The sequence below is a fragment of the Candidatus Thiosymbion oneisti genome (genome assembly GCF_004359955.1).
In the GTDB taxonomy this organism is placed as follows: domain Bacteria; phylum Pseudomonadota; class Gammaproteobacteria; order Chromatiales; family Chromatiaceae; genus Thiosymbion; species Thiosymbion oneisti.
The window spans coordinates 1-22,022 of the sequence record NZ_SMSC01000010.1 but is presented as its reverse complement, the minus strand read 5'-3'; the positions used below and the strand labels follow the sequence as shown (position 1 = coordinate 22,022).

The following is a 22,022-nucleotide window of genomic DNA, read 5'->3' as shown; positions in this document are numbered from 1 at the left end:
TATACGTCCGATACTTCCCCTCTCAGCTTTTTTTATCGTTTTGAAAACAACTCAAAAATTGCCATACTGATTCCTTATTGGGTACATCAGGCCCCAATCCGATAATTCGGCGCTTCTTTGATGATCTGCACGTCATGGACATGGGATTCGCGCATGCCCGCGCCACTGATGCGCACGAATTCCGGTTTGGTCCGCATTGCTTCGATATTGGCGCAGCCGGTATAGCCCATGCTCGCGCGTAGGCCGCCCATGAGCTGGTGGATTACATTGAGTACGCTGCCCTTGTAGGGCACCCGTCCCTCGATGCCCTCGGGCACCAGCTTTTCTTGCTCTTCGTCGTCCTGAAAGTAGCGGTCGCTGGAGCCTTCCTTGCCGCCCATGGCGCCTAGGGAGCCCATGCCGCGGTAGGATTTGTAGGATCGACCCTGGTAGATCTCCACCTCGCCGGGCGCTTCGTCCGTTCCAGCAAAGAGTCCGCCGATCATGACGCTGTGGGCGCCGGCCGCGATGACCTTGGCGATATCGCCCGAGTAGCGCAGCCCCCCGTCCGCGATCACGGGTATATCGTTGTCGGCGAGGGCCTCCGTGACATCCGCAACCGCCGTGATCTGGGGTACGCCCACCCCCGCTACGATACGGGTGGTGCAGATGGAGCCGGGCCCGATGCCGACCTTGACCGCATCGGCTCCCGCCTCTACGAGCGCACGGGCGGCAGCGGCGGTGGCGATGTTGCCGCCGATGACCTGGACCTCTGGAAACTCTTGCTTGACCCGGGCCACGCGCTCGAGGACGGCATGGGAATGACCGTGGGCGGTATCCACAATGACCACGTCCACGCCGGCCTCCACCAGGGCCGCGACCCGTTCGTCGGTACCGGCCCCGACGCCGACTGCGGCGCCGACCCGCAGGCGCCCGTGGTCGTCCCGGGACGCCTTGGGGAAGTCCTTGGCCTTCTGGATGTCCTTGACGGTGATCATGCCCCGCAGCGCGAAGTCCTGGTTGATGACCAGTACCTTTTCGATCCGATGTTTGTGCAGCAGGCCCACGATCTCTTCGCGGCCAGCGTCCTCACGCACGGTCACGAGGCGGTCACGGGGGGTCATGATGGAGGACACGGGGGCATCGTAGCGGGTCTCGAAGCGCAGATCGCGCCCGGTGACGATGCCGTTGAGTTGTCCTTCTCCGGTCACCACCGGGACGCCGGAGATGTTGTTGGCCCGGGTGATGTGCCTGACTTCTCCGATGCTGGTCTCGGGGGTGACCGTGATCGGGTCGCGGATGATGCCGCTTTCGTACTTCTTGACCGTGAGTACCTCGCGTGCCTGCCGCTCGGTACTCATATTCTTGTGCACGATGCCGATTCCGCCCTCCAGTGCCAGGGCGATAGCCAGTCGTGCCTCGGTAACCGTATCCATGGCGGCGGAGATCAGGGGGATCTTGAGATCGATAGCGTGGGTCAGGCGGGTACCCAGGTCCGCTGCGTTGGGCGGGACCCGAGAGTAGGCCGGTACGAGGAGGACGTCGTCAAAGGTGAGGGCTTCCTGGATCAGGCGCATGGCGATTGGGGTGTGCATTCGGGAGGGGTAACGACGAATTATAGATTTTGCGCCGCGGAGGGTAAATTCGGACGATCGCAGACGCCAGGCAAGTGCGTATCGATTGCCTCTAGCTACCAGTCTCCGGTCGCCGGCTTCCAGCACCTGAACGATATCTTTTTCATCCGCAGATTACGCAGATTTTCGCAGATTCTTATCTTTGCTCACGCTGTAAGCGGAATACAATGGGGATTGTTACTCGACCTTGACGCCAAGGGCCTCCGACACCAGCGCATGGTCTTCTTGAGAAATCTGCGTAATCTGCGGATCAAATAGGCGCTCGCCCTTACCTGCATGCAATGGGATTCCGTCTGTAACCTGCTGGATTTCTCCCGGGACATCTACAGCGTCTCGCGCCTCAACCGTGAGGCCTGCGCCGTGCTGGAAGGCGGCTTTCCGCTGCTGTGGGTGGAGGGGGAGCTGTCCAACCTAGCACAGCCGGCCTCCGGGCACATCTACTTCTCCCTCAAGGACCCTGCAGCCCAGGTGCGTTGTGCCATGTTCCGGTCCAAACGGTTGTTGCTCGGGTTCAAGCCTGCGAACCACCAGCAGGTGTTGGTCCGGGCACGGGTCGGCCTCTATGAGGGTCGCGGCGAGTTCCAATTAATCGTCGAACACATGGAGCCGGCAGGGGAGGGCGCCTTACGCCTTCAGTTCGAGCGCCTGAAGCAGCGGCTCGCCGTCGAGGGGTTGTTCGACGAGTCGCACAAGCGACCGCTGCCGTCCATCCCGCGCCAAGTCGGTCTGATCACCTCACCCACCGGTGCCGCCGTCCGCGATCTGCTCACCGTGCTGGGGCGGCGCTTTCCGGCCTTGCCGGTGCTGATCTATCCGGCCCAGGTCCAGGGGGAGAGTGCGGCTAGGGAGCTGGTGGCGGCGCTCGATCTGGCCAACGGACGGGCGGAGTGCGATGTCTTGATCCTGGCTCGGGGGGGTGGGTCGCTGGAAGACCTGCAGGCCTTCAACGATGAGGCCCTTGCCCGCGCCATCTGCCGCTCGGCCATCCCGGTGGTCACGGGGATCGGCCATGAGATCGATCTTAGCATCGCCGATCTTGCCGCCGACCGGCGCGGGGCGACGCCATCGGCGGCGGCGGAGCTGGTCAGCCCCTCCGCGCAGCATATGGCACAGCGAGTGGGGGCCTGCGGGCAGCGATTGGAGGCGGCCTTGACGCGGGAGCTTGCCGCGCGCCGGCAAGGCTTCGCCGCTGCGGAGCGGCACCTACGTCTGCTGCATCCACGCGATCGGCTCCGGCGTCGGCAGCGGGACGTCGAGGCGCTGCAACGCCGTTTGGCCACCGCGGTGGAGAGAAGGCTGGCAGAGGCGCGGAGACGCCTGGATCCGCTCACCCTGCGGGTACGGGGGGCGTCGCCGCAAGGTGAGCTGGCACGCCGGCACCTGATCGTCGGTGCGCTCGGGCGCCGGCTGGACGAGGCGGTGGATCGGATATTGGATGCCCGCGGCGAACGCCTGGCCCGCGCCGTTCAGGGTCTGGAGGCGCGCAGCCCCCTGGCTACCCTGACGCGGGGCTTCGCCATCTTGCGTCGGGTGCCGACGGGGCGGGTCATCACCGACGCGGGTCGGCTCGTGCCCGGAGACCGAGTGGATGCGCGCCTGGCCCGTGGCCGCCTGATACTCGAGGTCGTCGAGGTGGTTGGCGAGGATTGAGAAGCTGTCCGGCATGATTCGGTGCTGCCCGAGAAGGCGTCTCAAATAATCTGTTGAACGCCTGGTAACTTACCTAATTTCTTATCACACGTTTTTTTATTAAACGCCGAATCATTCAGGATTACTCACCGCATCCTACGCCCTTTGTCCAACCTACCGCAGAGGATACCAAATCTCGTCCCGTTTGGGCGGCATCAGCTCGCGCCGCAGGGCCTTCAGGTCGGGTCGGGAAGATTTTACGGCGGTCTCGGCGAAGGGGTCTTCCTGCTCCAGCACATCGCCCAGCTCTGCCTCGATCTGGTCCGGGTCTTCGCCTGCTTCCATGCGGCGGATGGCCTCCGCCATGCCGGCGCCGGGCTGCATGCCGGTGGCGTCGAACAGGCGCTGCATGATTCCGGCCGCCTGCCTCGGGTCGTTCTCATCGAGGTTCTCGAGATCGCCGGCCATGGACGCGAAGGCGCGCATCATCTGCTTCTCGTCCATTCCGGGCGGCAACTCGGCGTCCTCTGCATGCCCGCCCCTGGCCTTGGAGATGGCGAATGGGGACGCCTGCCGCGCCAGGTCGGGCCGGCCGCAACCGGGGCAAGTGGGTTGCGTTTCGGTGTCAACTCGGCGGGAGAAGAAGTTGAAAATGGTATGGCAGTCGGGGCAATAGAACTCGTAGACAGGCATGGTGTTTCCCTGAAAGAGGAATTGACTACGAATCACGCGAATCGGCGTGAAAAAGATCCCTCCCTTCGGTTCGGGATGACAATTTCGCGCGGATTCGCGTGATTCGTCGTTTTTCCTCTTGTTTGCCAATCGTAACGCTTATCTTAATGGCATTGGGTTACAGGAACCGCCGCAGGACGGCCTGGGTCTCCTCGGTACTGATGCGCGGCCCCAGGCTGGTCACCAGCTTGGCGGAGGCCGCTGCCGCCAGATCCCCCGAGCGTTTGTGGCCCCAGCCCTGGGTGCGGCCGTAGAGGAAGGCGCCGGCGAACATGTCTCCGGCGCCTAGGGTGTCGACCGCAGCGACCTTGACCGGCGCGATCTCGATCATGGCATTGCCGTCGTAGACCAGCGCGCCTTTAGGGCCCCGGGTGATCGCGAATTCCTTGGCGATCGTCTTCAGAAAGGCGATGGCCGCATTCAGGTCTTCCGTGTCTGCCATACCCCTGGCCTCGGCTTCGTTGGCAAAGAGCAGGTCTAGGCCACTGCCGATCATCGCCATGAGACCTGCCTTGAAGTAGGTCACCAGGTTGGGGTCCGAGAGGGAGATGGCGGTCTTGACCCCCGCCGCCTCGGCAATCCCCTTGGCGGTGATGGACAGCCTGCGCGCTGAGTCGGAGGTGACCAGATAGCCCTCCGTGTAGAGATAGTCGGAAGCGCGCAGGGCTTCCGGGACTAGCTCCTGCTCGGCCAGGTCGCCACTTACACCTAAGTGGGTCACCATGGTTCGGTCCGAGTCCGGTGTGACCAGGACCACGCAGCACCCGGTGTGCCCGTCCTCTCGAGGGGTGTGGTGGTTGGTATCCACGCCGCCGGCGATCAGGTCGTCCATGTAGAAGCGACCGAGGGTATCGTTGGCCACCTTACAGGAATGGAAGCCCCTGCCGCCGAATTGGCTGACCGCGATGATGGAGTTGGCCACGGAGCCGCCGGAACCCTTCCGGTGCTGGTGTCCCTTGAGGTGATCCATGATCCGGATCTGGTGGTCCGCATCGACCAGGGTCATGACCCCCTTGTCGATCCGCAGCTTGGCGAGGTCGCTGACATCCACCTCGTATTCCATATCCACCAGGGCGTTGCCGATGCCGTAGACGTGGTATTTCCGCATCTACTTGCTCTACCCCCGCATCGAGTCAAAAAATTCCCCGTTGGTCTTGGTGGTTTTGAGCTTGTCGTGCATGAATTCCATGGCGGCCAGCTCATCCATAGGGTGCAGGATCTTGCGCAGGATCCACATCTTCTGCAGGTCGTTCGGCTTCATCAAGAGCTCCTCGCGGCGGGTGCCGGAGCGGTTGATGTTGATGGAGGGGAAGATACGTTTCTCGGCGATGCGCCGGTCGAGGTGGATCTCCATGTTGCCGGTGCCCTTGAATTCTTCGTAGATGACATCGTCCATGCGCGAGCCGGTCTCCACCAGGGCGGTGGCGATGATGGTCAGGGAGCCGCCTTCTTCCACGTTTCTCGCGGCGCCGAAGAAGCGCTTGGGGCGCTGTAGGGCGTTGGCGTCCACACCGCCGGTGAGGACCTTGCCGGAGGAAGGCACGACCGTATTGTAGGCACGGGCCAGTCGAGTGATGGAGTCGAGCAGGATGACCACATCCTTTTTGTGTTCCACCAGACGCTTGGCCTTTTCGATGACCATCTCGGCCACCTGGACATGACGGGTGGCGGGTTCGTCGAAGGTGGAGGAGATAACCTCGCCGCGTACCGAACGCGCCATCTCGGTGACCTCTTCCGGGCGCTCATCGATGAGCAGCACGATGGGGAAGCACTCCGGGTGGTTGTGGGCGATGGACTGGGCGATATTCTGCAGCATCATGGTCTTGCCGGCCTTGGGCGGGGAGACGATGAGGCCGCGCTGGCCCTTGCCGATGGGGGCGCACAGATCGATAGTGCGGGCGGTGATGTCCTCGGTGCTGCCGTTCCCGATCTCCAGCTGCAGCCGTTGGTTCGCGAACAGGGGCGTGAAGTTCTCGAACAGGATCTTGTGCTTGGCGTTCTCTGGCCGATCGAAGTTGATGTCGTTGACCTTGAGCAGCGCGAAGTAGCGCTCGCCATCCTTGGGTGGCCGGATCTTCCCGGAGATGGTGTCGCCGGTGCGCAGGCCGAAGCGGCGGATCTGGCTCGGCGAGATATAGATATCGTCCGGGCCGGCAAGGTAGGATGCATCGGCGGAGCGCAGGAAGCCGAAACCATCCTGCAGGATCTCGATCACACCGTCCCCGTAGATATCCTCACCTTTCCTTGCTTGGGCCTTGAGAATCGCGAAGATGAGCTCCTGCCTGCGGGATCTTCCCATGCCCTCGATGTTTACGGTTCGGGCCAGATCCACGAGGGCAGGCACCGGCATTTTCTTAAGTTCAGTCAGGTTCATGATACTGTTTCGGTTGCAAGGCCATCTTAAGTTCAAGGTGCCTGTATGAGGTTAAGGATGTCCCGCCATGTTCGCTCGGATAGCTGATTGAACATGAAACGAACATGAAACGAAGTCGTAAAGCGCAGCTCCGACTTCGCGCATCGGAAAACCCTTAAGTAGGGATTTCCTTGAGTTTCCCCCGATTGGCCCTTGTGGGGTGTGGATCGGGCAGCGAGGCGCAGGGGATGCTACTTTAGTCTGTTGCCTATGGATCTCTCGTGGAAAGCGAGGTGTGTCTAGCGTATCCGAGGGCAGGGTGCTGCAACGCCCCGATCGGATGCGGGGAGACGTGCATCACGGTGGAAACTTCCTTTAGGTGACGGATGTTGCGGCGAGGGGCACTCGGATGGGCGCCGCAGTCGGCGCCGCTGTCTCGCTGTGATCGCGGTGGACAGGCCTCTCCCCGCTCGGGTCACAGGTTACTATCGATAAAGGCAGTGAGCTGTGACTTGGAGACGGCACCGACCTTGGTCGCCTCTACCTCGCCTTCCTTGAACAGCATCAGCGTCGGGATACCGCGGATTGCGTAGCGCGGAGGCGTGTTCGGGTTAGCGTCGATGTTGAGTTTGGCGACCCGGACCCGGCCCTCGTACTCGGCGGCGATCTCGTCCAGCACAGGTGCGATCATTTTGCAGGGGCCGCACCAGTCGGCCCAATAATCGACGAGTACCGGCTTGGACGATTGTAAGACTTCCTGCTCGAAGGAGTCATCCGTTACATGGACGATGCGTTCGCTCACAGAGGTGATCTCCCGTTAGGTTGATGCTTGAGGGATAGAGGCTGCCGTTTGCGGCATTCGGCGCTGGGACGGAAAAGCGGCGGGGAATTGGCGTTGGTGCGCCCTTCGGATTAAGATGCTATTTGAGCCAAGAATTCAAAAATATGCAACCCCTGCTATCGACAAGTGGGGGTAAACCTACCGATTTTCCGTCCCTTGTTCATGACCCAGACCCACCTGACCGACACGCGATTCGATTCCTTCGACCTCGACCCCCGGATTCTCCAGGGGCTTCAAGACACCGGATTTACCCATTGTACGCCCATCCAGGCGGAGATCCTCCCGCTGGCGCTGCCCGGACGGGATGTGGCCGGGCAGGCCCAGACGGGGACCGGCAAGACGGCCGCGTTTCTGGTCACCGCACTGCAACGGCTCGTCACGTATGAGCCGCATCCGCAACGTCGGGTGAACCAACCGCGGGTGATCATCGTCGCACCGACCCGGGAACTCGCCGTGCAGATCCACAGGGATACAGTGGTCCTCAATCGGCATACAGGGTTTCGTCTGGGCCTGGTTTACGGCGGCACCGGTTATCAGGAGCAGCGTGATGTTCTGAACGCCGGGGTGGACATCCTGGTCGGAACCCCCGGACGGCTCATCGATTATTATAAGCAAGGTGTCTTCGACCTGCGGGCGGTGGAAGTGGCGGTCATCGACGAGGCGGACCGCATGTTCGATCTCGGCTTTATCCGCGACATCCGCTATCTGCTGCGCCGCATGCCACCGCCGACCAAGCGGCAGGGGATGTTGTTCTCGGCAACCCTTTCCTACCGGGTCACCGAGCTCGCCTATGAGCATATGAACCACCCGCACCCGGTGAAGATCCAGCCGGATCAGGTGACCGCCGACCGGGTATCCCAGCACTGCTTCATGATCGCCAACGACGAGAAGATCCCCCTGCTGGTCGGGTTGCTGCGGGGCCTGGAGCAGGCCCGCGTCATCGTCTTCGCCAACACCAAGCGGGCGACCGAGGCCATCTGGGGCTATCTGGAAGGCCATGGCCTGCACGCGGCGGTACTCTCCGGCGACGTGCCCCAGAAGAAGCGCCTGCGGTTGCTCAAACAATTCCAGGAAGGGGCGCTGCCGATCCTGGTGGCTACCGACGTAGCCGCCCGCGGCCTGCATATCCCGGACGTGACTCACGTGATCAACTATGACCTGCCGGAGGATGCGGAGGACTATGTCCATCGTATCGGTCGCACCGCCCGGGCCGGGGCCGCCGGCGATGCCGTCAGCTTCGTCTGCGAGACCTACGCCTTTTGCCTGCCGGATATCGAGGCCTTCATCGGCGCCAAGATTGCGGTCAGGCCCGTGACCCCGGATCTACTGGCCGAGATCGACCCGGCGCGGTTCGTGCGCACACCCCGGCGGCGCCATCCCCAGGACAAGCGCCGCGGCCATGGTCACGGCCATGGGGGCAGGCACAAATCACGTCCGAAAGCGGTCGAGGGAGAGCCGCATAAAGCCGAGACCAAGGAAACCGAGGGTGCAGGCGTCAAGCAACGTCGCCGGCGGCGCAGGCGCAAAACGGGCGGCACCGGTGACGGTGATTCTACCGTAGCGCCGCGGAGCTGAGAAATGGTGTGGAGTAACTTGTCTTCGCCTTAACCCAGCGCGGAATGGCTTTACGCTAGGAGGTAGTAGTAGAAGTTTAAATAAACATCGCCACTGGCAGTGGGTTGGGCACGCCACGAGCTGTACCTCCTCTCCCCCCGGGAGGGTGTCGTAAAAGTCCTTATTGAGCTAACTCATCACGAAAATCAAGCCCCTAGGTCGGGTCAGGCCAGGGCGACGAAGGTGGCTGGCATACGGCGGATGGCGCCGGCTTATCCGCCCTACGCGGGCTCTGTGCTCTCTGTGGTTCGAAATGACTTTTGCGACACCCTCGGTGGGAGCGGGGCGAAGCTCGTAGCCCAACACACCATTTAAAACATGGCTCTTTATAGACTCCACTGTTCTATCCTCCCTCCCCGGCACGACCGTCGAGCATAGTGAGCACCTGTCTGCGTGCAGGGACACACCGGCAGGCGGCGAGCCGGAGCGGTCCAGCGGAAACTTTGGAGTGCGGCGGCGAGGTTATCCCGGCATTGGTAGAAACCCGCGCTACCTGGTGTAACCGGGGGTGCCGGCAGGTACAGTGCAAACCCGCCGCCGCTTTGGATTTAGCGACGTATCCAGCAAGGTGTTGCAGCCAGGGGAAAGCGCCGTCGCCGCGGCGCGGGTGGAGCCCGCTGCCCAGGTTCTTGGCAAGCGCCGTTGGTATCCCCTGTCGCTGAGGTTCGATGCGGTCGCGCCGCTTTGCCGGCGCATCCGAAAAAGTAAAACCGTCCGGAATAAAGACAGACCTGTGTTATCCGGCGGACGGTGGTCAGAGCTGAATCCATGGAAAAGAAAGGGCCCATGCAGCAAACGCAGAGATGTCCCCTTTCTCACCCCGAACGCGGCGAAGGCAACACATCCCTGCGTTTATTCTGCGAACGATTGGGGGACGTGCCTCGTCCACCACTCGGGCGATACCCCTTCCAGATCACCCTTTGAATTCAGAACCACGACCTCACCATCAAAGGTCTCGAAAGTCATCGACACCTTTTCCCCGTAGGTAATGATCTGTTCCTGCAGGATTCCGACGGCGATCCGCTCACCCATGCGCAGGGAATCATAGTAGTCCGAGTAGTAGTGCACGCCGGCCATGTTGCGCCCGATGGAAATATTGGCGGCCAGCTTGTTGAGCTCCCCTTGAACCGTTAGCTCATCCGGCACTTTTTCCAACGACATCCCGTCGTCCGACGGCTTATATGCACAGGGAAACTTACACTCTTTACCATCATCGTCATACATCTCGAAAAATGCCTTCAAGATGGTGACGCAGGCACCGGCCACGGTGGCATGGCCGGCACCGTAGGACGGATGCATCGGTGAACCTTCCGGAAAGGCCATTGGCAAGAGCAGGTTTTGACCCATCGTAAGGGGTGGGAGGTTGTTGCAGGCCAGCTTCCGGGCTTTCCGGATGTCAGGGTTATTCTGACGGCAATTGTGCTTATCGACGTACTTCAACATCTCCGCTGGTAGCGATTTAAGCAGCTTATCAATCGCGGCCTTACCTTCCTCGCCGAATTTTTCTCCTTTCCCATTCTTATGAGCCGTCAATAAAGCACCGATTGCCTCGGGACGGGCGCGGCGGTGGTAGTTGAATTTCTGCCGTCTCACGGCCTTCAGGGCCCGCGTTGCCACTTCGGTCACTAGCGACAGGATGTGCGGACCACCGAAGGTGGCAAATCCATCACGTGTGGGATGGCCCTTGCCCTCGGGAAACCCCCTATCAAAAGGAATTTCCAGCCCCAGCATGATCAGACAGGCGTTCAGATAGGCCTGATAGAGGGCATCGTAGTGCACATAGGTCGCCAGATCCCGGGGGGTCGTTATGAAGCGGCGGCAGGGGTAGAATTCTACCGCTTTGCTGACATTCGCGCCGTTTTGCACATCCAACCAACTGCACCAGTCGGTCATGAAATCGACGCCGACCTTGTGCACATGGACGCGTTGATCAATGACCTGGGTACCGTATTGAGTGTAGCCACCGACAATATCGTGGCTATTGGTGCGTGTTTTATTGCCGACAAGCAGGAACTGGGACAGGAAGGGGCTATCCTTCGCTCCGGGCGCCGATCCACGGAGAAAGGTTTTGCGTGTGAACTTGCCCTCCTTGTCGAGACGGGCCTTACGGCGCCTCCCTTCCTGGCAGGCCAGCTTGTCTTCTTCCTTTTTGAACCAGTCCATACCGCTTATCAGATCGATCAACGCCTGCGCACTTGCTACTGCTTTATCATTTCCAGCAGGATCTTGAGCAATGAGCTCATCTCCACCTTGCTCAATGGTTGAAAAAGGCACGTCCCTCAGCAAGGCAGCGGCATAGACCTCCGCCATCTCCATCGCCAGCTCAGGTGAATCGAGACGTGGGGCGGGTGCCATACCCACATCCCCCGCGTCCGGCCCTTGCAGGTCGTAGACATGGCCGGCAAGAGGACTCTCCCATTTTCTGAAGGATGATACTTTCTCACCATCGATGGTCGAGCGGTAACCTTCCTTATCGCCCTTCGGCACATCAAAATTCCATTCCGGCTTATTGATGGCGTTACGGAACTTCTCGAAGGCCCCTTCCTTTACTACGCCATACTCGTCATGTGGCAACCCTTTTGTAAAGTTCGTGATGTAATAGGGCGCATACTCGTCTTCTTCACCATTGTTTGTAGTGATTACCCTGGGACGCTCAGCTCTGATTTTGTCGGCCGCTGCTCTGATTTCGGAAGCCCGTTTTGAGCGGTCTTCACCTTCCGGATATGGCGTTTGGTTAGTAGGCATTGGATGTTCTCCTCTGTTGTGTTTGCTTGCTATCGTCTCAGGTTCTTCGCTGAAACAGGCCATCTGCTCAAGGCGTCTTGAAAAATCCGAGGTACCCCTGTGGCACCGGGATGTGCCGCCCTCAGCACGTGAAAATACCGGGATTTCGAAAATCGAAAGGCTCTTTATAAGGATTCCGGACTGCTTTGGAGTGCGCCGGCAAAGCGGCGCGACCGCATCGAACCTCAGCGACGAGGGATACCAGCGGCGCTTGCCAAGAACCTGGGCAACGAGTTCCACGCGCGCCGCGGCGACGGCGCTTTCCCCTGGCTGCAATACCTTGCTGGATACGTCGCTAAATCCAAAGCGGCGGCGGGTTTGCACTGTACCTGCCGGCACCCCCGGTTACACCAGGTAGCGTGGGTTGCTACCAATGCCGGGATAAGGTCGCCGCCGCACTCCAAAGTTTCCGCCGGACCGCTCCGGTTCGCTGCCTGCCGGTGCGTCCCTGCACCCAGACAGGTGCTCACCACCCTCGACGGTCGTGCCGGGGCTAGGGAGGATAGGAGAGTCCGGAATCCATAAAGAGCCAATCGAAATTTTGCACAGAGCCCAGGCCAGGAATCTTTCAAGTTCCCTCTGAGCAACTTCCACAAAGCGAATGTGTGAAAATATGCTCCATATTCTGGGATTTTCGGTACACTGTCAAGCCTCACCGGATTGCAACGGTGTCCGGTTCCAACTTATTGATAAGCCTGGATTTCTTTCTCATAGCGCCATATGCGGGCACTCCAAGCATAAAACCAACCGAAAAGGCAATAGAATCAAATCGTTAGAATCGGACACCGTTGACCGGATTGTAGCCCTGTGTTTTAAACGGAGACCGAATAATTATGAGCATAGGAAAACAAAGTGATCGATCAGCGGATTGAATTTGTAACCTTATTGTCAGCTGCCGTCAGCCTCTTACTGGTAACCAGCATCGCTGCCGCACCAAGCGATGATCCCGTCTCAGGCCAAACGCGGATCGTCAGCACAGGAGGTCGTTATCTGCTTGAGTACCGCACCCATCCCAGCCCGATTGTGCTCAACGAGCCCTTCGAGCTCTTTGTGAGGGTGCGTGAACGTTACAAGCGATCCCCCGCGAAAAATGTGTCCCTTGAGGTAAATGCCGGCATGTTGGCACACAATCACGGCATGTTTACCCGGCCGGAGGTCATTCAGACCGGCGCTGGGGAATTCCAGGTAAAGGGGATGCTATTCCACATGGCGGGCGAATGGAATCTGACCTTTATTGTCCGCCGTGGCCTGATTAAAGACAGGGTAGAGACCGATATTGTGGTGGATTAGATGATCGGCAATTGCAGGCGATCAATCGCTATTTCCATCTTGTTTGTTGCCTTTCCGGCGGCAGCGACCGATATGGATACCCCTGTGGAATATACGGAGCAGGAGCGGCGCAAGATTTTATCCATGACCGCCCTGGACAGCGAGCGTTTTCTAGACCCGACGAATCGCTTCAGTGGCAATGAGAAGGCAGTAGCTTTCGGTAAACTTCTGTTCTTCGACAAACGCCTGTCTGACGATCGCACGGTCTCTTGCGCGACTTGTCACATTCCCAAAAGCGGTTGGGCCGACGGAAAATTGTACGCCAGCAGGGATGGGGCCTTACGCCAGACGCTAACCTTGACCAACATCGGCTACAACCGTTGGTTCGGTTGGGGCGGCAGTTCCGATTCGCTATGGGCGCACTCGCTTATTCCCATCGAGGCTCCTAACGAGGTGGCCGGCTCTCGGGTACAGGTCGCCGTTCGGATACAGACCGAAAAGGATCTCTACTCGACCTATACGGAGCTGTTCGGTCCTATTCCTGCGGAGATTGCCCCCGCACAGCTCCCGGAGCAGGGCAGACCGGTATCCCGGGATCCCGATCATCCCCTGCATCGTCAATGGATGGCCTTGAGCGATTCGCAACGCCGGGCAGTGGACGATCTATTCGTCAACGTCGGCAAGGCCATTGCGGCCTTCGAGGCTACCATCGTCTCGCGCTCATCGGCATTCGACCGCTTCGCCGAGGGCCTGAGAGACGACAATCCAAGTCAGATGGCAGCGCTCTCTACCAGTGCCCAACGTGGCCTAAAGCTTTTCCTGGGTAAGGCCAAGTGTGTTCTGTGCCACTCTGGCCCCAACTTCAGCGACGGTGAATTTCATAATATCTACGTCAGCCGCGCGGGAGAAGATGATTACGGACGCTGGGACGGCGTCGCCCAGGTACGGGCTTCGAGCTTCAATTTCGAGAGTCGCCACAACGACGCACGTCCGGAACAGGCCTTTCCCTGGGTCCGCTATGTTACCCGCATTCCCGAGAGCAAGTACCAGTTTAAAACACCTACCCTGCGCGATGTGGCGCAGAGAAGATCCTTCATGCACAACGGGCGTTTCAGTACCCTCGATGAGGTCATCGATTTTTACGATGAGATTGACGAGGCCAAAGAATTCCAGGATCACGAGGAAACCACATTGGTCCCCATCGGCCTCAGCCACCAAGAAAGAGAAGATTTGATCGCCTTCTTACATAGTCTGACCGATGAAGAGGCCCAATCTGAGCTACCCGACTTATAGGGCAATGCCATTAACTTAAGGATTATGAGACCGGCTCGTTTGGCTCCCACCGCGTCATTCCGGAAAGTGTTGCCGGAATCCAGGTGCCAGGGATGGCAAAAACAATGGGGGATTGAACAATTGCGGTAGTTTAACTCAGTGAGATAAGCCTCCGGCTTTGGCGGGGGTGATTTAACTTAAAAGTGCCCTAAAGGCATCTTTGATGAGGAGAAACACTGATGAAAGCGATGAAATTCATTATCCCTGTATTGGTAATTCTGTTGTTGAGGGCGGAACCGGCACTGGCTCATATCAAGTGGTTTGTGGAATTCGACATCGCTGAGCCGCCCCGGCAGCTGACTGAGGTGCTGAACGGAACCTTCTGGCTACTGCTGCTGGTCGCTAGTGTTGGTTTACTGATCCTTTATTCTATTGATATTAAATGGTCACGCGCGCAACGCTTTGACTGGTTCGGACGATTCTTCAGTAACCAGCCGAATATCGTCGACACGATAGCCCGTATCGGCACCGGTGTGTTCTTTGTCATGCTTTGGTTGATCGGTGATGTCATTTTAGCGCCGGATTTACTCGGTGATGCAGCGTTTTTACCTTATCTCCATCTATTCGCTGCCATCTTTGTTCTATTCGAATCGACCATGATCCTCAGTGCCTTATGCATTCTGGCCCTGTATGGTTATGGTATTACGCAGTATGGTTTCTATCATATGTTGGATTATATGCTGTTCCCGGGACTCGCTGCTTATCTTGTGCTGAAATCCATTGGCGGCACAAGGTTGGAACAATATCGCGTGCCATTGTTGGTGGTGGGTATGTTGTTCTCTTTCCTGTGGGTTGCAATCGAAAAGTTCGCGTATCCGCAATGGTTCGACCCTTTTCTGGACAGCAATGAATTCCTAACCATGGGCCTGCCCCGTGACTTCTTTCTAATGTGTGCCGCATTCGTGGAATTTACCTTGGTTTATGTATTGCTGACCGGACGTAATGTCGTGTCTTTGGCAGCATTGGCCCTGAACCTAATGATCATCGCTGGTGCCGTTCATTTCGGTAAAGTCGACACCATCGGGCATTTCTTGGTCATTGTCATACTGATAATCATGACCATCAAGGGTCCATCGGTTTATAGCTTTTTCTCCTACCGAGAGAATCGGGGGGTCCTGGCCCAGGCTGGTATAATGGTGATGAGCTATTGGTTGGCCTTGGGATTGATGGTCTCCATGTACTATGGATTTCATTACTTGGCCTACGGCAGGCCGTGAGTCAGGAAGACAGAACATCCAACCCAATGCCATTACTGTCTGGGACTGTAAATATCATCATGGTGTGGACGACGAAGTATTGGTACCAAGTGGACGGTGGCGATGTAAGTTACCGCGGTTGGGAGCTGCTGAGAGAGATCGCGCGACATCAAGAACCAAAACCTGCCGGAGCCGGATGACGATTTTGAGGTTGTATCGCGACAGCGATCGGCCGCATGGCCGATCAATCCGGCTTTTAGCCGTAACTTGAAGCCACCGGCTTTAGCCGGTGGAGTGTTCACATAGCCTATAAGTCAAGCGTCAGGTCGGCAAACAAGAGGAAAAACGACGTATCACGCGAATCTGCACGAACTTGTCATCCCGAACCGAAGGGAGGGAGCTTGTTCGCGCCGAAAGATACGCCTTGACCGGCGCGTCGTCCCTGAAGGGTCTTCGAATGCTCAAAGTCCCTCTCCCTGGAGAGGTTTCCGGGTAGTCGGACATGGCAAGCATCGAGCACGGTCTTTCGTTCGCCCTCTTCCCAGCCCTTCTCCCGCCGAGGGTGTCGCAAAAGGCACCGATCTTCGCCCTTTGACCCCCTCTCCCCAAGCCCCCTCGCTGCGCTCGGCGCAGGCTCTCTCCCGGCGGGAGGGTGTCGCAAACGCCCCTCTCCCGGTCTCTGGTTCCCACGTAGCGCGTGGGAACGAGGAAATGTCGGCGATCCCAGAGGCCGACAGAATGTCGGCGGTCCCAGGGGCCGACAACATGTCGGCGGTTGCGGGGACGCGAGTGCGGCTGGGACCGCCGTCTTTCAGACGGCTTACGCATCCAATGACCAGCTGTCGGCAACGGTCAGAGCAGATGCCTTGTGGGTCGCACCGGATAACGCCGGACCGCCGGCAGGTTCGGTTCCCGTGTATACGCAATGGTGGACACCAACCTGATGCTCTCCGCGGCGCGGAGCTTCCGCGTTCCCACGCGCCGCGTGGGAACGAGAAAGACCGCGTCGGGCGTCACCTTTTACGACACCCTCGGCGGGAGAGGGGCTTTTCAGGTTACCGAACCCACGCTGCGAACCCGCAAAGACTTAAGGAAAGAGGTTTTGCCAAGGCGATGTTTCAGCCGTGATGATTAGTCGGTTGCCCTGTTTGCATCTACACGTTAACCCCGAGCGGCATGATTTTGCGCTAGGATATTCAGCTAGCCGTGGTGTTCGGTCGGCGCCGCGCACCAGGCCCGACAGTGAATTCCCACACCGATGCCGGGTTGAAGCCCTGCTGTCCGAGACCCCATGATGAGGGATGGTTTTCGATAGTCCTGGAGGTCGGGTCAGGCACCTGCTGCTGGTGTTTGGATGTACCCATCTATTTGGGCGCACCCTAACCCACAGCCACAAGGAAAACTACGAATCACGCAGATCCTCGCGAATTGGGTTTTGGTGCCTACGGGAACGTTCGCGTCGATTCGGGTGATTCGTGGTTGAAACGATACCGTGTGTTGGGCACGCCGCTGTTCTGCCTTGTAACCAAACCTGGGTGTAGCGACGAATGTTTAATACGATCTTGGAGGCGATCAAACGTCTCGAAAATGAAGAGAAGCCTTCTAAGTCCAGTAAAGAGTTATTGGACTACCTGCATTCGGAAGCGGATAAAGAGGTGAATTCAAACCTTATAAACCTCATGACCTATGGTCAGAGGCTCGGGTGGGAGCGGATTGAAAATAGGGTTGCCAAGCTTCTTGATTTCATTCAAGCCGCAAAGGGAAACTCCGATAGTCGTGGCTAGCTATGTATATAGTTCCCCAAAAAATGATCTCCAGGTTATCAGTACTTGGGTACCGCTGTACCGGCCTAGCCTGATCTTAGGGTTAATCCGGGGTACTTGGTCACCCGCTTTTGCAGCTGCATGAAAGAATATGCCCTCATCCTGGTCGGCACTGTGTTGGTCAACAACTTCGTGCTGGTCAAGTTCCTCGGACTTTGCCCCTTTATGGGTGTCTCCAAGAAGCTGGAGACCGCCACCGGCATGGGGCTGGCGACGGCCTTCGTGCTCACCCTTTCTTCGGTCACCGCCTGGCTGGTCAACAGCTACCTGCTGGAACCCTTGGGGATCGAGTACCTGCGCACCATCGCCTTTATCCTGGTCATCGCCGCCGTAGTCCAGTTCACCGAAACCGTGATGCACAAGACCAGCCCGCTGCTGTATCAGGTCCTCGGCATTTTTCTCCCGCTCATCACCACCAACTGCGCGGTGCTCGGCGTTGCCTTGCTCAACCTGCAGGAGCAGCGGACCTTCGTTGAGTCGGCCCTGTACGGTTTCGGCGCCGCCGTCGGCTTTTCGTTGGTACTTACCCTGTTCGCGGCCATCCGCGAGCGGGTGGATATGGCGGACGTGCCCGCCCCCTTCCAGGGCAACGCCATCGCCTTGATCACCGCCGGTCTTATGTCGCTGGCCTTCATGGGTTTCGCCGGTCTGGTGGCCTCGTGACGGAGGCGCGTGCATGCTGACCGCCATCGCCGCCTTCGCGCTACTCGCCACCTGTCTGGGGTTGCTTCTGGGCTACGCGGCCATCTATTTCCGCGTCGAGGGCGATCCCGTCGCCGACCGGATCGATGCCTTGCTGCCCCAGACCCAGTGCGGGCAATGCGGATATCCAGGCTGCCGACCTTACGCCGAGGCGGTAGCCAAAAACGAGGTGGCGATCAACAAGTGCGCGCCGGGGGGTGAGACCGTGATCCTGGCCCTCGCCGATCTGCTCGGTAAGGACCCCTTGCCGCCAGAGGCCGGAGAGGAGGAGCCGCCCAAGGCCCTGGCGGTCATCGACGAGCAGCTATGCATCGGCTGTACCCTGTGCATCCAGGCCTGCCCGGTGGACGCCATCCTCGGTGCCGCCAAGCAGATGCATACGGTCATTGCGGACGAATGCACCGGCTGTGAGCTCTGCGTTGCGCCCTGTCCGGTGGCGTGCATCGAGATGGTGCCGGTCGCGACGGACCAGCGAACCTGGAAATGGCCCTATCCTGCACCCCTGCCCCCGCCTCGGCCCGACCCGGCGGCAGTACAGCTGGGCGCAGTTTGAACCGCTTAAGACGCGGAGGATACAGAGAAGTTACCAGCTACCAGCTACCAGCAAATTAGAACCTCACAGGGCACAAAGGACGCAAAGTTTTTTGTTGATATAACGAGGGAACTTCGACATCTTCTGGCGCTCAGTTTCGATTTGCGTTCATTTGCAGCTAAAAATCGGGGTAGTGCTCAACATGTAGTGATCCAGTTCTGAACGCTCATTGCAGAGTTCCAATCGGACAGGATTCACAGGATTTTCAGGATTAACAAGATTCTTTATTTTTGTAGGGAACGGCCGACCCGCCGTTCCATAAACTGTTCGGAATGCCAGGTCGGGCATTCCCTATAGCAAAATCAAGTGAAATGGGATACGAAATTAAAACGAAGGAAAATCCTGTGAATCCTGGAAATCCTGTACTAATCGGATAACAGGACCGTAGGGTGGGAAAGCGTGGTGCATCCCGCCGCGGCGCTGGGAACGCCGGCATCCTGCCGGCCAGGATTTGCCGGCAAGAGGCTGTTTCGACCCGACTTCTCCGCAGCGCGGAGCTTCCACGTCCCCACGCGGCGCGTGGGGACGAGAAGAAACAGCACAAAGCTCGAAGCATTGCTGGTAGCGTTTAACCGGAAATTTATCACTACATATTAGGCACTACCAAAATCGATCGCCTTGCCGAACCGAACGAATCTTTAGTTTTGCACTCACCTAACCCACACCAGCGCCGGCTATGGCGGTTCCACGGCGGTATCCATCTGCCCGCCGAAAAGGAGTTGTCCACCGGCCGCCCGGTAGCCAAGGCGCCTTTGCCGTCGTTCCTGACGATACCCGTGCAGCAGCATGTCGGTGCCCCTGCATTGCCCTTGGTTCAGGCCGGCGACTGGGTACTGAAGGGCCAGCGGATCGCCGAGCCCCAGGGCTACATGAGCGCTCCGGTCCATGCCTCCAGCTCGGGGATGGTGGTCGCCGTCGAGGAGCGGCCGGTCCCCCACCCGTCCGGGCTCGGCGGTACCTGCATCGTCATCCGGACCGATGGCCTGGACCAGTGGGCACGGCGACCCAAGCCCCTGGAAAACTACCGGGACCTGGATGCTGCGACGCTGCGCGAGCGCGTCCGATGGGCCGGCATCGTGGGGCTGGGAGGTGCCGCCTTCCCGACCAGTGTCAAGCTCGATCCGGAGCCGCACCAACCGATCCGGACGCTTATCTTGAACGGCGCCGAGTGCGAGCCCTACATCACCTGCGACGACATGCTGATGCGGGAACACGCTGGTCGCATCGTCCAAGGGGCAAGCATCGTCATGCACCTGCTGGGTGCCCGCGAGTGCCTGATCGGCATCGAGGACAACAAACCGCAGGCCATCGAGGCCATGCGGCTGGCGGTGGCGGAGAGCGACATCGGGAAATTCACCCAGGTCTGCGCCATTCCCACCCTGTATCCCAGCGGCGGCGAGAAGCAGCTCATCCGCGCCCTCACCGGCAAGGAGGTGCCGACCAAGGGCACCCCGGCCCAAATCGGGATCCTGTGCCAGAACGTAGCCTCCCTGGCCGCGGTGGCCGAGGCGGTAATCACGGGTAAGCCGCCGATCGCCCGCTATATCACCTTAAGCGGACGCGGCATCAAGGAGCCCCGCAACTTCGAGGTCCTTATCGGTACCCCTGTCGCTGACCTGATCCGAGCGGCGGGTGGGTTCGCCGGGGAGGTCCGCAAGCTGGTGCTGGGTGGCCCCATGATGGGCTTCACCCTGAATTCCGAGCAGGTGCCGGTCACCAAGGGGACCAATTGCATCCTCGCCCTAACCGACCAAGAGGCACCGGCCCCCAGACCGGCGCAACCTTGTATCCGCTGCGGCAAGTGCGCCGAGGTCTGTCCGGTGAGCCTGTTGCCCCAGCAGCTGTACTGGTATGCCTGGTCCAAGAATCTGGATAAGGTGCGGGACTACAACCTGTTCGACTGCATCGAGTGCGGTTGTTGCTCCCAGGTCTGCCCGTCCCACATCCCCCTCGTGCAGTATTACCGCTACGCGAAGGCAGAGATTCGGAGCCGAGAGCAGGACCAGCGCACCGCCGAGCACGCACGGGTCCGCTACGAGGCCAGAACGGCGCGGCTCGAACGCCTGGAGCAGGCACGCAAGGCCAAGCTGCGCCGCCAGCAGAAGGCCCTGACCGCACGCCCGGCCACCACCGATCCGGCGCAGGCCGGACCAGACCATACCGCGGCCACCCAAGACCCCAAGCAGGCGGCGATCGAGGCGGCCAAGGCGCGGGTTGCGGCCAAGAAGGCGGCCTTGGCCAAACAAGGGATGGCTCCTAAGAACACGCGGAATCTAACCCCCTCCCAACAGCGGCAGATCGCGGCGGCCGAGCAGCGGCGTCGGGCAGCGGCGACGGCCGGGACGCAATCGGCCGGCGAGGGCTGAGGACACGGCATGGCGGACGGCATCGTCTCTTCCCCCCACGGCAGTCGCCCCAATCGGGTCGACCGGATCATGCTCGAGGTCATCTTGGCCCTGATTCCAGGGACCCTGGCCATGATCTGGTACTTCGGTTGGGGCATCCTCATCAACCTGGTCCTGGCCGGTCTGTTCGCCGTGCTGACCGAGACGGTCGCGCTCAAGCTGCGCCGGCGCCCGGCACTGCCGGCGCTGCGGGACCTGAGCGCCTTGGTCACGGCCCTGCTGTTCGCCCTCGCGGTACCGCCTACTTTGCCTTGGTGGCTGACCCTGCTGGGCATGGTGTTTGCCATCGGCGTGGCAAAACAGCTGTACGGCGGGCTGGGCTACAACCCATTCAATCCGGCCATGGCAGGCTATGTCTTTCTGCTGGTCTCCTATCCCCTGGCTATGACCAGCTGGCTGCCGCCCTACATGCTGGCGGAGCAGAACCTCGGCTTCGTCGATTCAGTACGCCTGATCTTTACGGGAACGCCGCCCGCGGGGTCGACCTGGGACGCCATCACCATGGCTACGCCCCTGGACCAGATGCGCACCCAGCTCGATCAGAATCTGATGATCGAGGAGATCCGCGCCAGCCCCCTGTGGGGGGATTTCGGTGGCCGCGGCTGGGAGTGGGTGGGCAACTGGTTCCTGCTGGGAGGCGTCTTCCTGCTCTGGAGGCGCGTCATCAGTTGGCACATCCCGGTGTCCATGCTGCTGGGCTTGCTCATCACCGCCGGCTTCTTCTGGACCCTGGACCCCCAAACCCATCCCTTTCCCGCCTTCCACCTGTTCAGCGGCGGGGCCATCCTGGGGGCTTTCTTCATTGCCACCGACCCCGTGTCCGCCTGCACTACCCCCAAGGGCCAACTCATTTTCGGGGCCGCCATCGGTGTGCTGGTCTTCGTGATCAGGACCTGGGGCGGCTATCCGGACGCGGTGGCCTTCTGCGTATTGCTCATGAACATCGCCGCCCCCACCATCGATTACTATACCCAACCCCGGGTCCTCGGCCACGACCGGGATACCTGATGAGCATGGGAATCATTTTTTGCCGCAAATGAACGCGAATCAGCGCAAATTCTACTTTGTCATATTCAGCCTGATTTGTTGATTTTGCTCGTTCCCACGCTGGAGAGATTGTGAAAGAATTCGCGGGCG

Annotated in this window: 16 protein-coding genes; 10 read left to right on the top strand and 6 right to left on the bottom strand. The window is 59.5% G+C overall.

Features of this window, described 5'->3' with window-relative positions; translation table 11 throughout:
* Positions 1 to 86: 86 nt before the first annotated feature.
* On the bottom strand, positions 87 to 1,556 hold the full coding sequence (guaB, locus tag E1958_RS07115) for an IMP dehydrogenase (protein ID WP_133511351.1): 1,470 nt from the start codon (positions 1,554 to 1,556) through the stop codon (positions 87 to 89).
* Between the two features lie 333 nt (positions 1,557 to 1,889).
* On the opposite strand from guaB, the gene xseA reads away from it, so the two are divergent.
* Positions 1,890 to 3,263, top strand: coding sequence for an exodeoxyribonuclease VII large subunit (gene xseA, locus E1958_RS07110; RefSeq protein ID WP_133511271.1), 1,374 nt, complete (start codon positions 1,890 to 1,892; stop codon positions 3,261 to 3,263).
* Between the two features lie 153 nt (positions 3,264 to 3,416).
* On the opposite strand, the gene E1958_RS07105 is transcribed toward xseA, so the two are convergent.
* The 4 genes from E1958_RS07105 to trxA all read right to left on the bottom strand — a co-directional run bounded on the left by E1958_RS07105 (position 3,417) and on the right by trxA (position 7,129).
* On the bottom strand, positions 3,417 to 3,935 hold the full coding sequence (locus tag E1958_RS07105; protein WP_089725245.1) for an FmdB family zinc ribbon protein: 519 nt from the start codon (positions 3,933 to 3,935) through the stop codon (positions 3,417 to 3,419).
* A gap of 157 nt (positions 3,936 to 4,092) precedes the next feature.
* The gene (locus E1958_RS07100) at positions 4,093 to 5,082 is read right to left on the bottom strand and encodes an adenosine kinase (protein WP_133511270.1); all 990 of its coding nucleotides are present in this window, start codon (positions 5,080 to 5,082) and stop codon (positions 4,093 to 4,095) included.
* 9 nt (positions 5,083 to 5,091) lie between these two features.
* Positions 5,092 to 6,348, bottom strand: coding sequence for a transcription termination factor Rho (gene rho, locus E1958_RS07095; protein ID WP_089725250.1), 1,257 nt, complete (start codon positions 6,346 to 6,348; stop codon positions 5,092 to 5,094).
* Between the two features lie 454 nt (positions 6,349 to 6,802).
* Positions 6,803 to 7,129: a thioredoxin TrxA gene (trxA, locus tag E1958_RS07090; RefSeq protein WP_133511269.1), complete on the bottom strand. Its 327-nt coding sequence runs from the start codon at positions 7,127 to 7,129 to the stop codon at positions 6,803 to 6,805.
* 201 nt (positions 7,130 to 7,330) lie between these two features.
* Here trxA and E1958_RS07085 point away from each other — a divergent pair, with 201 nt between their 5' ends.
* Positions 7,331 to 8,743 (top strand): DEAD/DEAH box helicase, encoded by a 1,413-nt coding sequence (locus tag E1958_RS07085; RefSeq protein WP_133511268.1) that lies wholly within the window; start codon positions 7,331 to 7,333, stop codon positions 8,741 to 8,743.
* Positions 8,744 to 9,634: 891 nt separating this feature from the next.
* Here E1958_RS07085 and E1958_RS07080 read toward each other — a convergent pair.
* On the bottom strand, positions 9,635 to 11,890 hold the full coding sequence (locus tag E1958_RS07080; protein ID WP_207787793.1) for a vanadium-dependent haloperoxidase: 2,256 nt from the start codon (positions 11,888 to 11,890) through the stop codon (positions 9,635 to 9,637).
* Between the two features lie 528 nt (positions 11,891 to 12,418).
* On the opposite strand from E1958_RS07080, the gene E1958_RS07075 reads away from it, so the two are divergent.
* The 8 genes from E1958_RS07075 (at position 12,419) to rsxD (ending at position 21,893) form a co-directional block, all read left to right on the top strand.
* Positions 12,419 to 12,856, top strand: coding sequence for a hypothetical protein (locus E1958_RS07075; RefSeq protein WP_133511267.1), 438 nt, complete (start codon positions 12,419 to 12,421; stop codon positions 12,854 to 12,856).
* Positions 12,857 to 12,928: 72 nt separating this feature from the next.
* Positions 12,929 to 14,128 carry a cytochrome-c peroxidase gene (locus E1958_RS07070; protein ID WP_166664611.1) on the top strand — a complete coding sequence of 400 codons (1,200 nt, stop codon included), beginning with the start codon at positions 12,929 to 12,931 and terminating at the stop codon, positions 14,126 to 14,128.
* Positions 14,129 to 14,346: 218 nt separating this feature from the next.
* Positions 14,347 to 15,384, top strand: coding sequence for a hypothetical protein (locus E1958_RS07065; RefSeq protein ID WP_133511265.1), 1,038 nt, complete (start codon positions 14,347 to 14,349; stop codon positions 15,382 to 15,384).
* A gap of 1,526 nt (positions 15,385 to 16,910) precedes the next feature.
* Positions 16,911 to 17,147, top strand: coding sequence for a hypothetical protein (locus E1958_RS07060; RefSeq protein WP_089729532.1), 237 nt, complete (start codon positions 16,911 to 16,913; stop codon positions 17,145 to 17,147).
* Between the two features lie 120 nt (positions 17,148 to 17,267).
* Entirely contained in the window at positions 17,268 to 17,849 is a 582-nt protein-coding gene (rsxA, locus tag E1958_RS07055) for an electron transport complex subunit RsxA (RefSeq protein WP_133511264.1), read from the top strand.
* Between the two features lie 13 nt (positions 17,850 to 17,862).
* Positions 17,863 to 18,441: an electron transport complex subunit RsxB gene (gene rsxB, locus E1958_RS07050; protein ID WP_133511263.1), complete on the top strand. Its 579-nt coding sequence runs from the start codon at positions 17,863 to 17,865 to the stop codon at positions 18,439 to 18,441.
* Between the two features lie 683 nt (positions 18,442 to 19,124).
* The gene (gene rsxC, locus E1958_RS07045) at positions 19,125 to 20,846 is read left to right on the top strand and encodes an electron transport complex subunit RsxC (protein ID WP_133511262.1); all 1,722 of its coding nucleotides are present in this window, start codon (positions 19,125 to 19,127) and stop codon (positions 20,844 to 20,846) included.
* A 9-nt stretch (positions 20,847 to 20,855) separates the two neighbouring features.
* Positions 20,856 to 21,893 (top strand): electron transport complex subunit RsxD, encoded by a 1,038-nt coding sequence (rsxD, locus tag E1958_RS07040; RefSeq protein ID WP_133511261.1) that lies wholly within the window; start codon positions 20,856 to 20,858, stop codon positions 21,891 to 21,893.
* The last annotated feature ends 129 nt before the right edge of the window (positions 21,894 to 22,022 follow it).

What these genes read in the sequence shown, in the direction of transcription:
- E1958_RS07060 (WP_089729532.1), top strand. Translation starts at nt 16,911, where the DNA reads ATGTTTAATACGATCTTGGAGGCGATCAAACGTCTCGAAAATGAAGAG.
- guaB (WP_133511351.1), bottom strand. Translation starts at nt 1,556, where the DNA reads ATGCGCCTGATCCAGGAAGCCCTCACCTTTGACGACGTCCTCCTCGTA.
- E1958_RS07085 (WP_133511268.1), top strand. Translation starts at nt 7,331, where the DNA reads ATGACCCAGACCCACCTGACCGACACGCGATTCGATTCCTTCGACCTC.
- E1958_RS07070 (WP_166664611.1), top strand. Translation starts at nt 12,929, where the DNA reads ATGGATACCCCTGTGGAATATACGGAGCAGGAGCGGCGCAAGATTTTA.
- rsxB (WP_133511263.1), top strand. Translation starts at nt 17,863, where the DNA reads ATGCTGACCGCCATCGCCGCCTTCGCGCTACTCGCCACCTGTCTGGGG.
- E1958_RS07100 (WP_133511270.1), bottom strand. Translation starts at nt 5,082, where the DNA reads ATGCGGAAATACCACGTCTACGGCATCGGCAACGCCCTGGTGGATATG.
- xseA (WP_133511271.1), top strand. Translation starts at nt 1,890, where the DNA reads ATGCAATGGGATTCCGTCTGTAACCTGCTGGATTTCTCCCGGGACATC.
- rho (WP_089725250.1), bottom strand. Translation starts at nt 6,348, where the DNA reads ATGAACCTGACTGAACTTAAGAAAATGCCGGTGCCTGCCCTCGTGGAT.
- E1958_RS07065 (WP_133511265.1), top strand. Translation starts at nt 14,347, where the DNA reads ATGAAAGCGATGAAATTCATTATCCCTGTATTGGTAATTCTGTTGTTG.
- E1958_RS07105 (WP_089725245.1), bottom strand. Translation starts at nt 3,935, where the DNA reads ATGCCTGTCTACGAGTTCTATTGCCCCGACTGCCATACCATTTTCAAC.
- rsxA (WP_133511264.1), top strand. Translation starts at nt 17,268, where the DNA reads ATGAAAGAATATGCCCTCATCCTGGTCGGCACTGTGTTGGTCAACAAC.
- rsxD (WP_133511261.1), top strand. Translation starts at nt 20,856, where the DNA reads ATGGCGGACGGCATCGTCTCTTCCCCCCACGGCAGTCGCCCCAATCGG.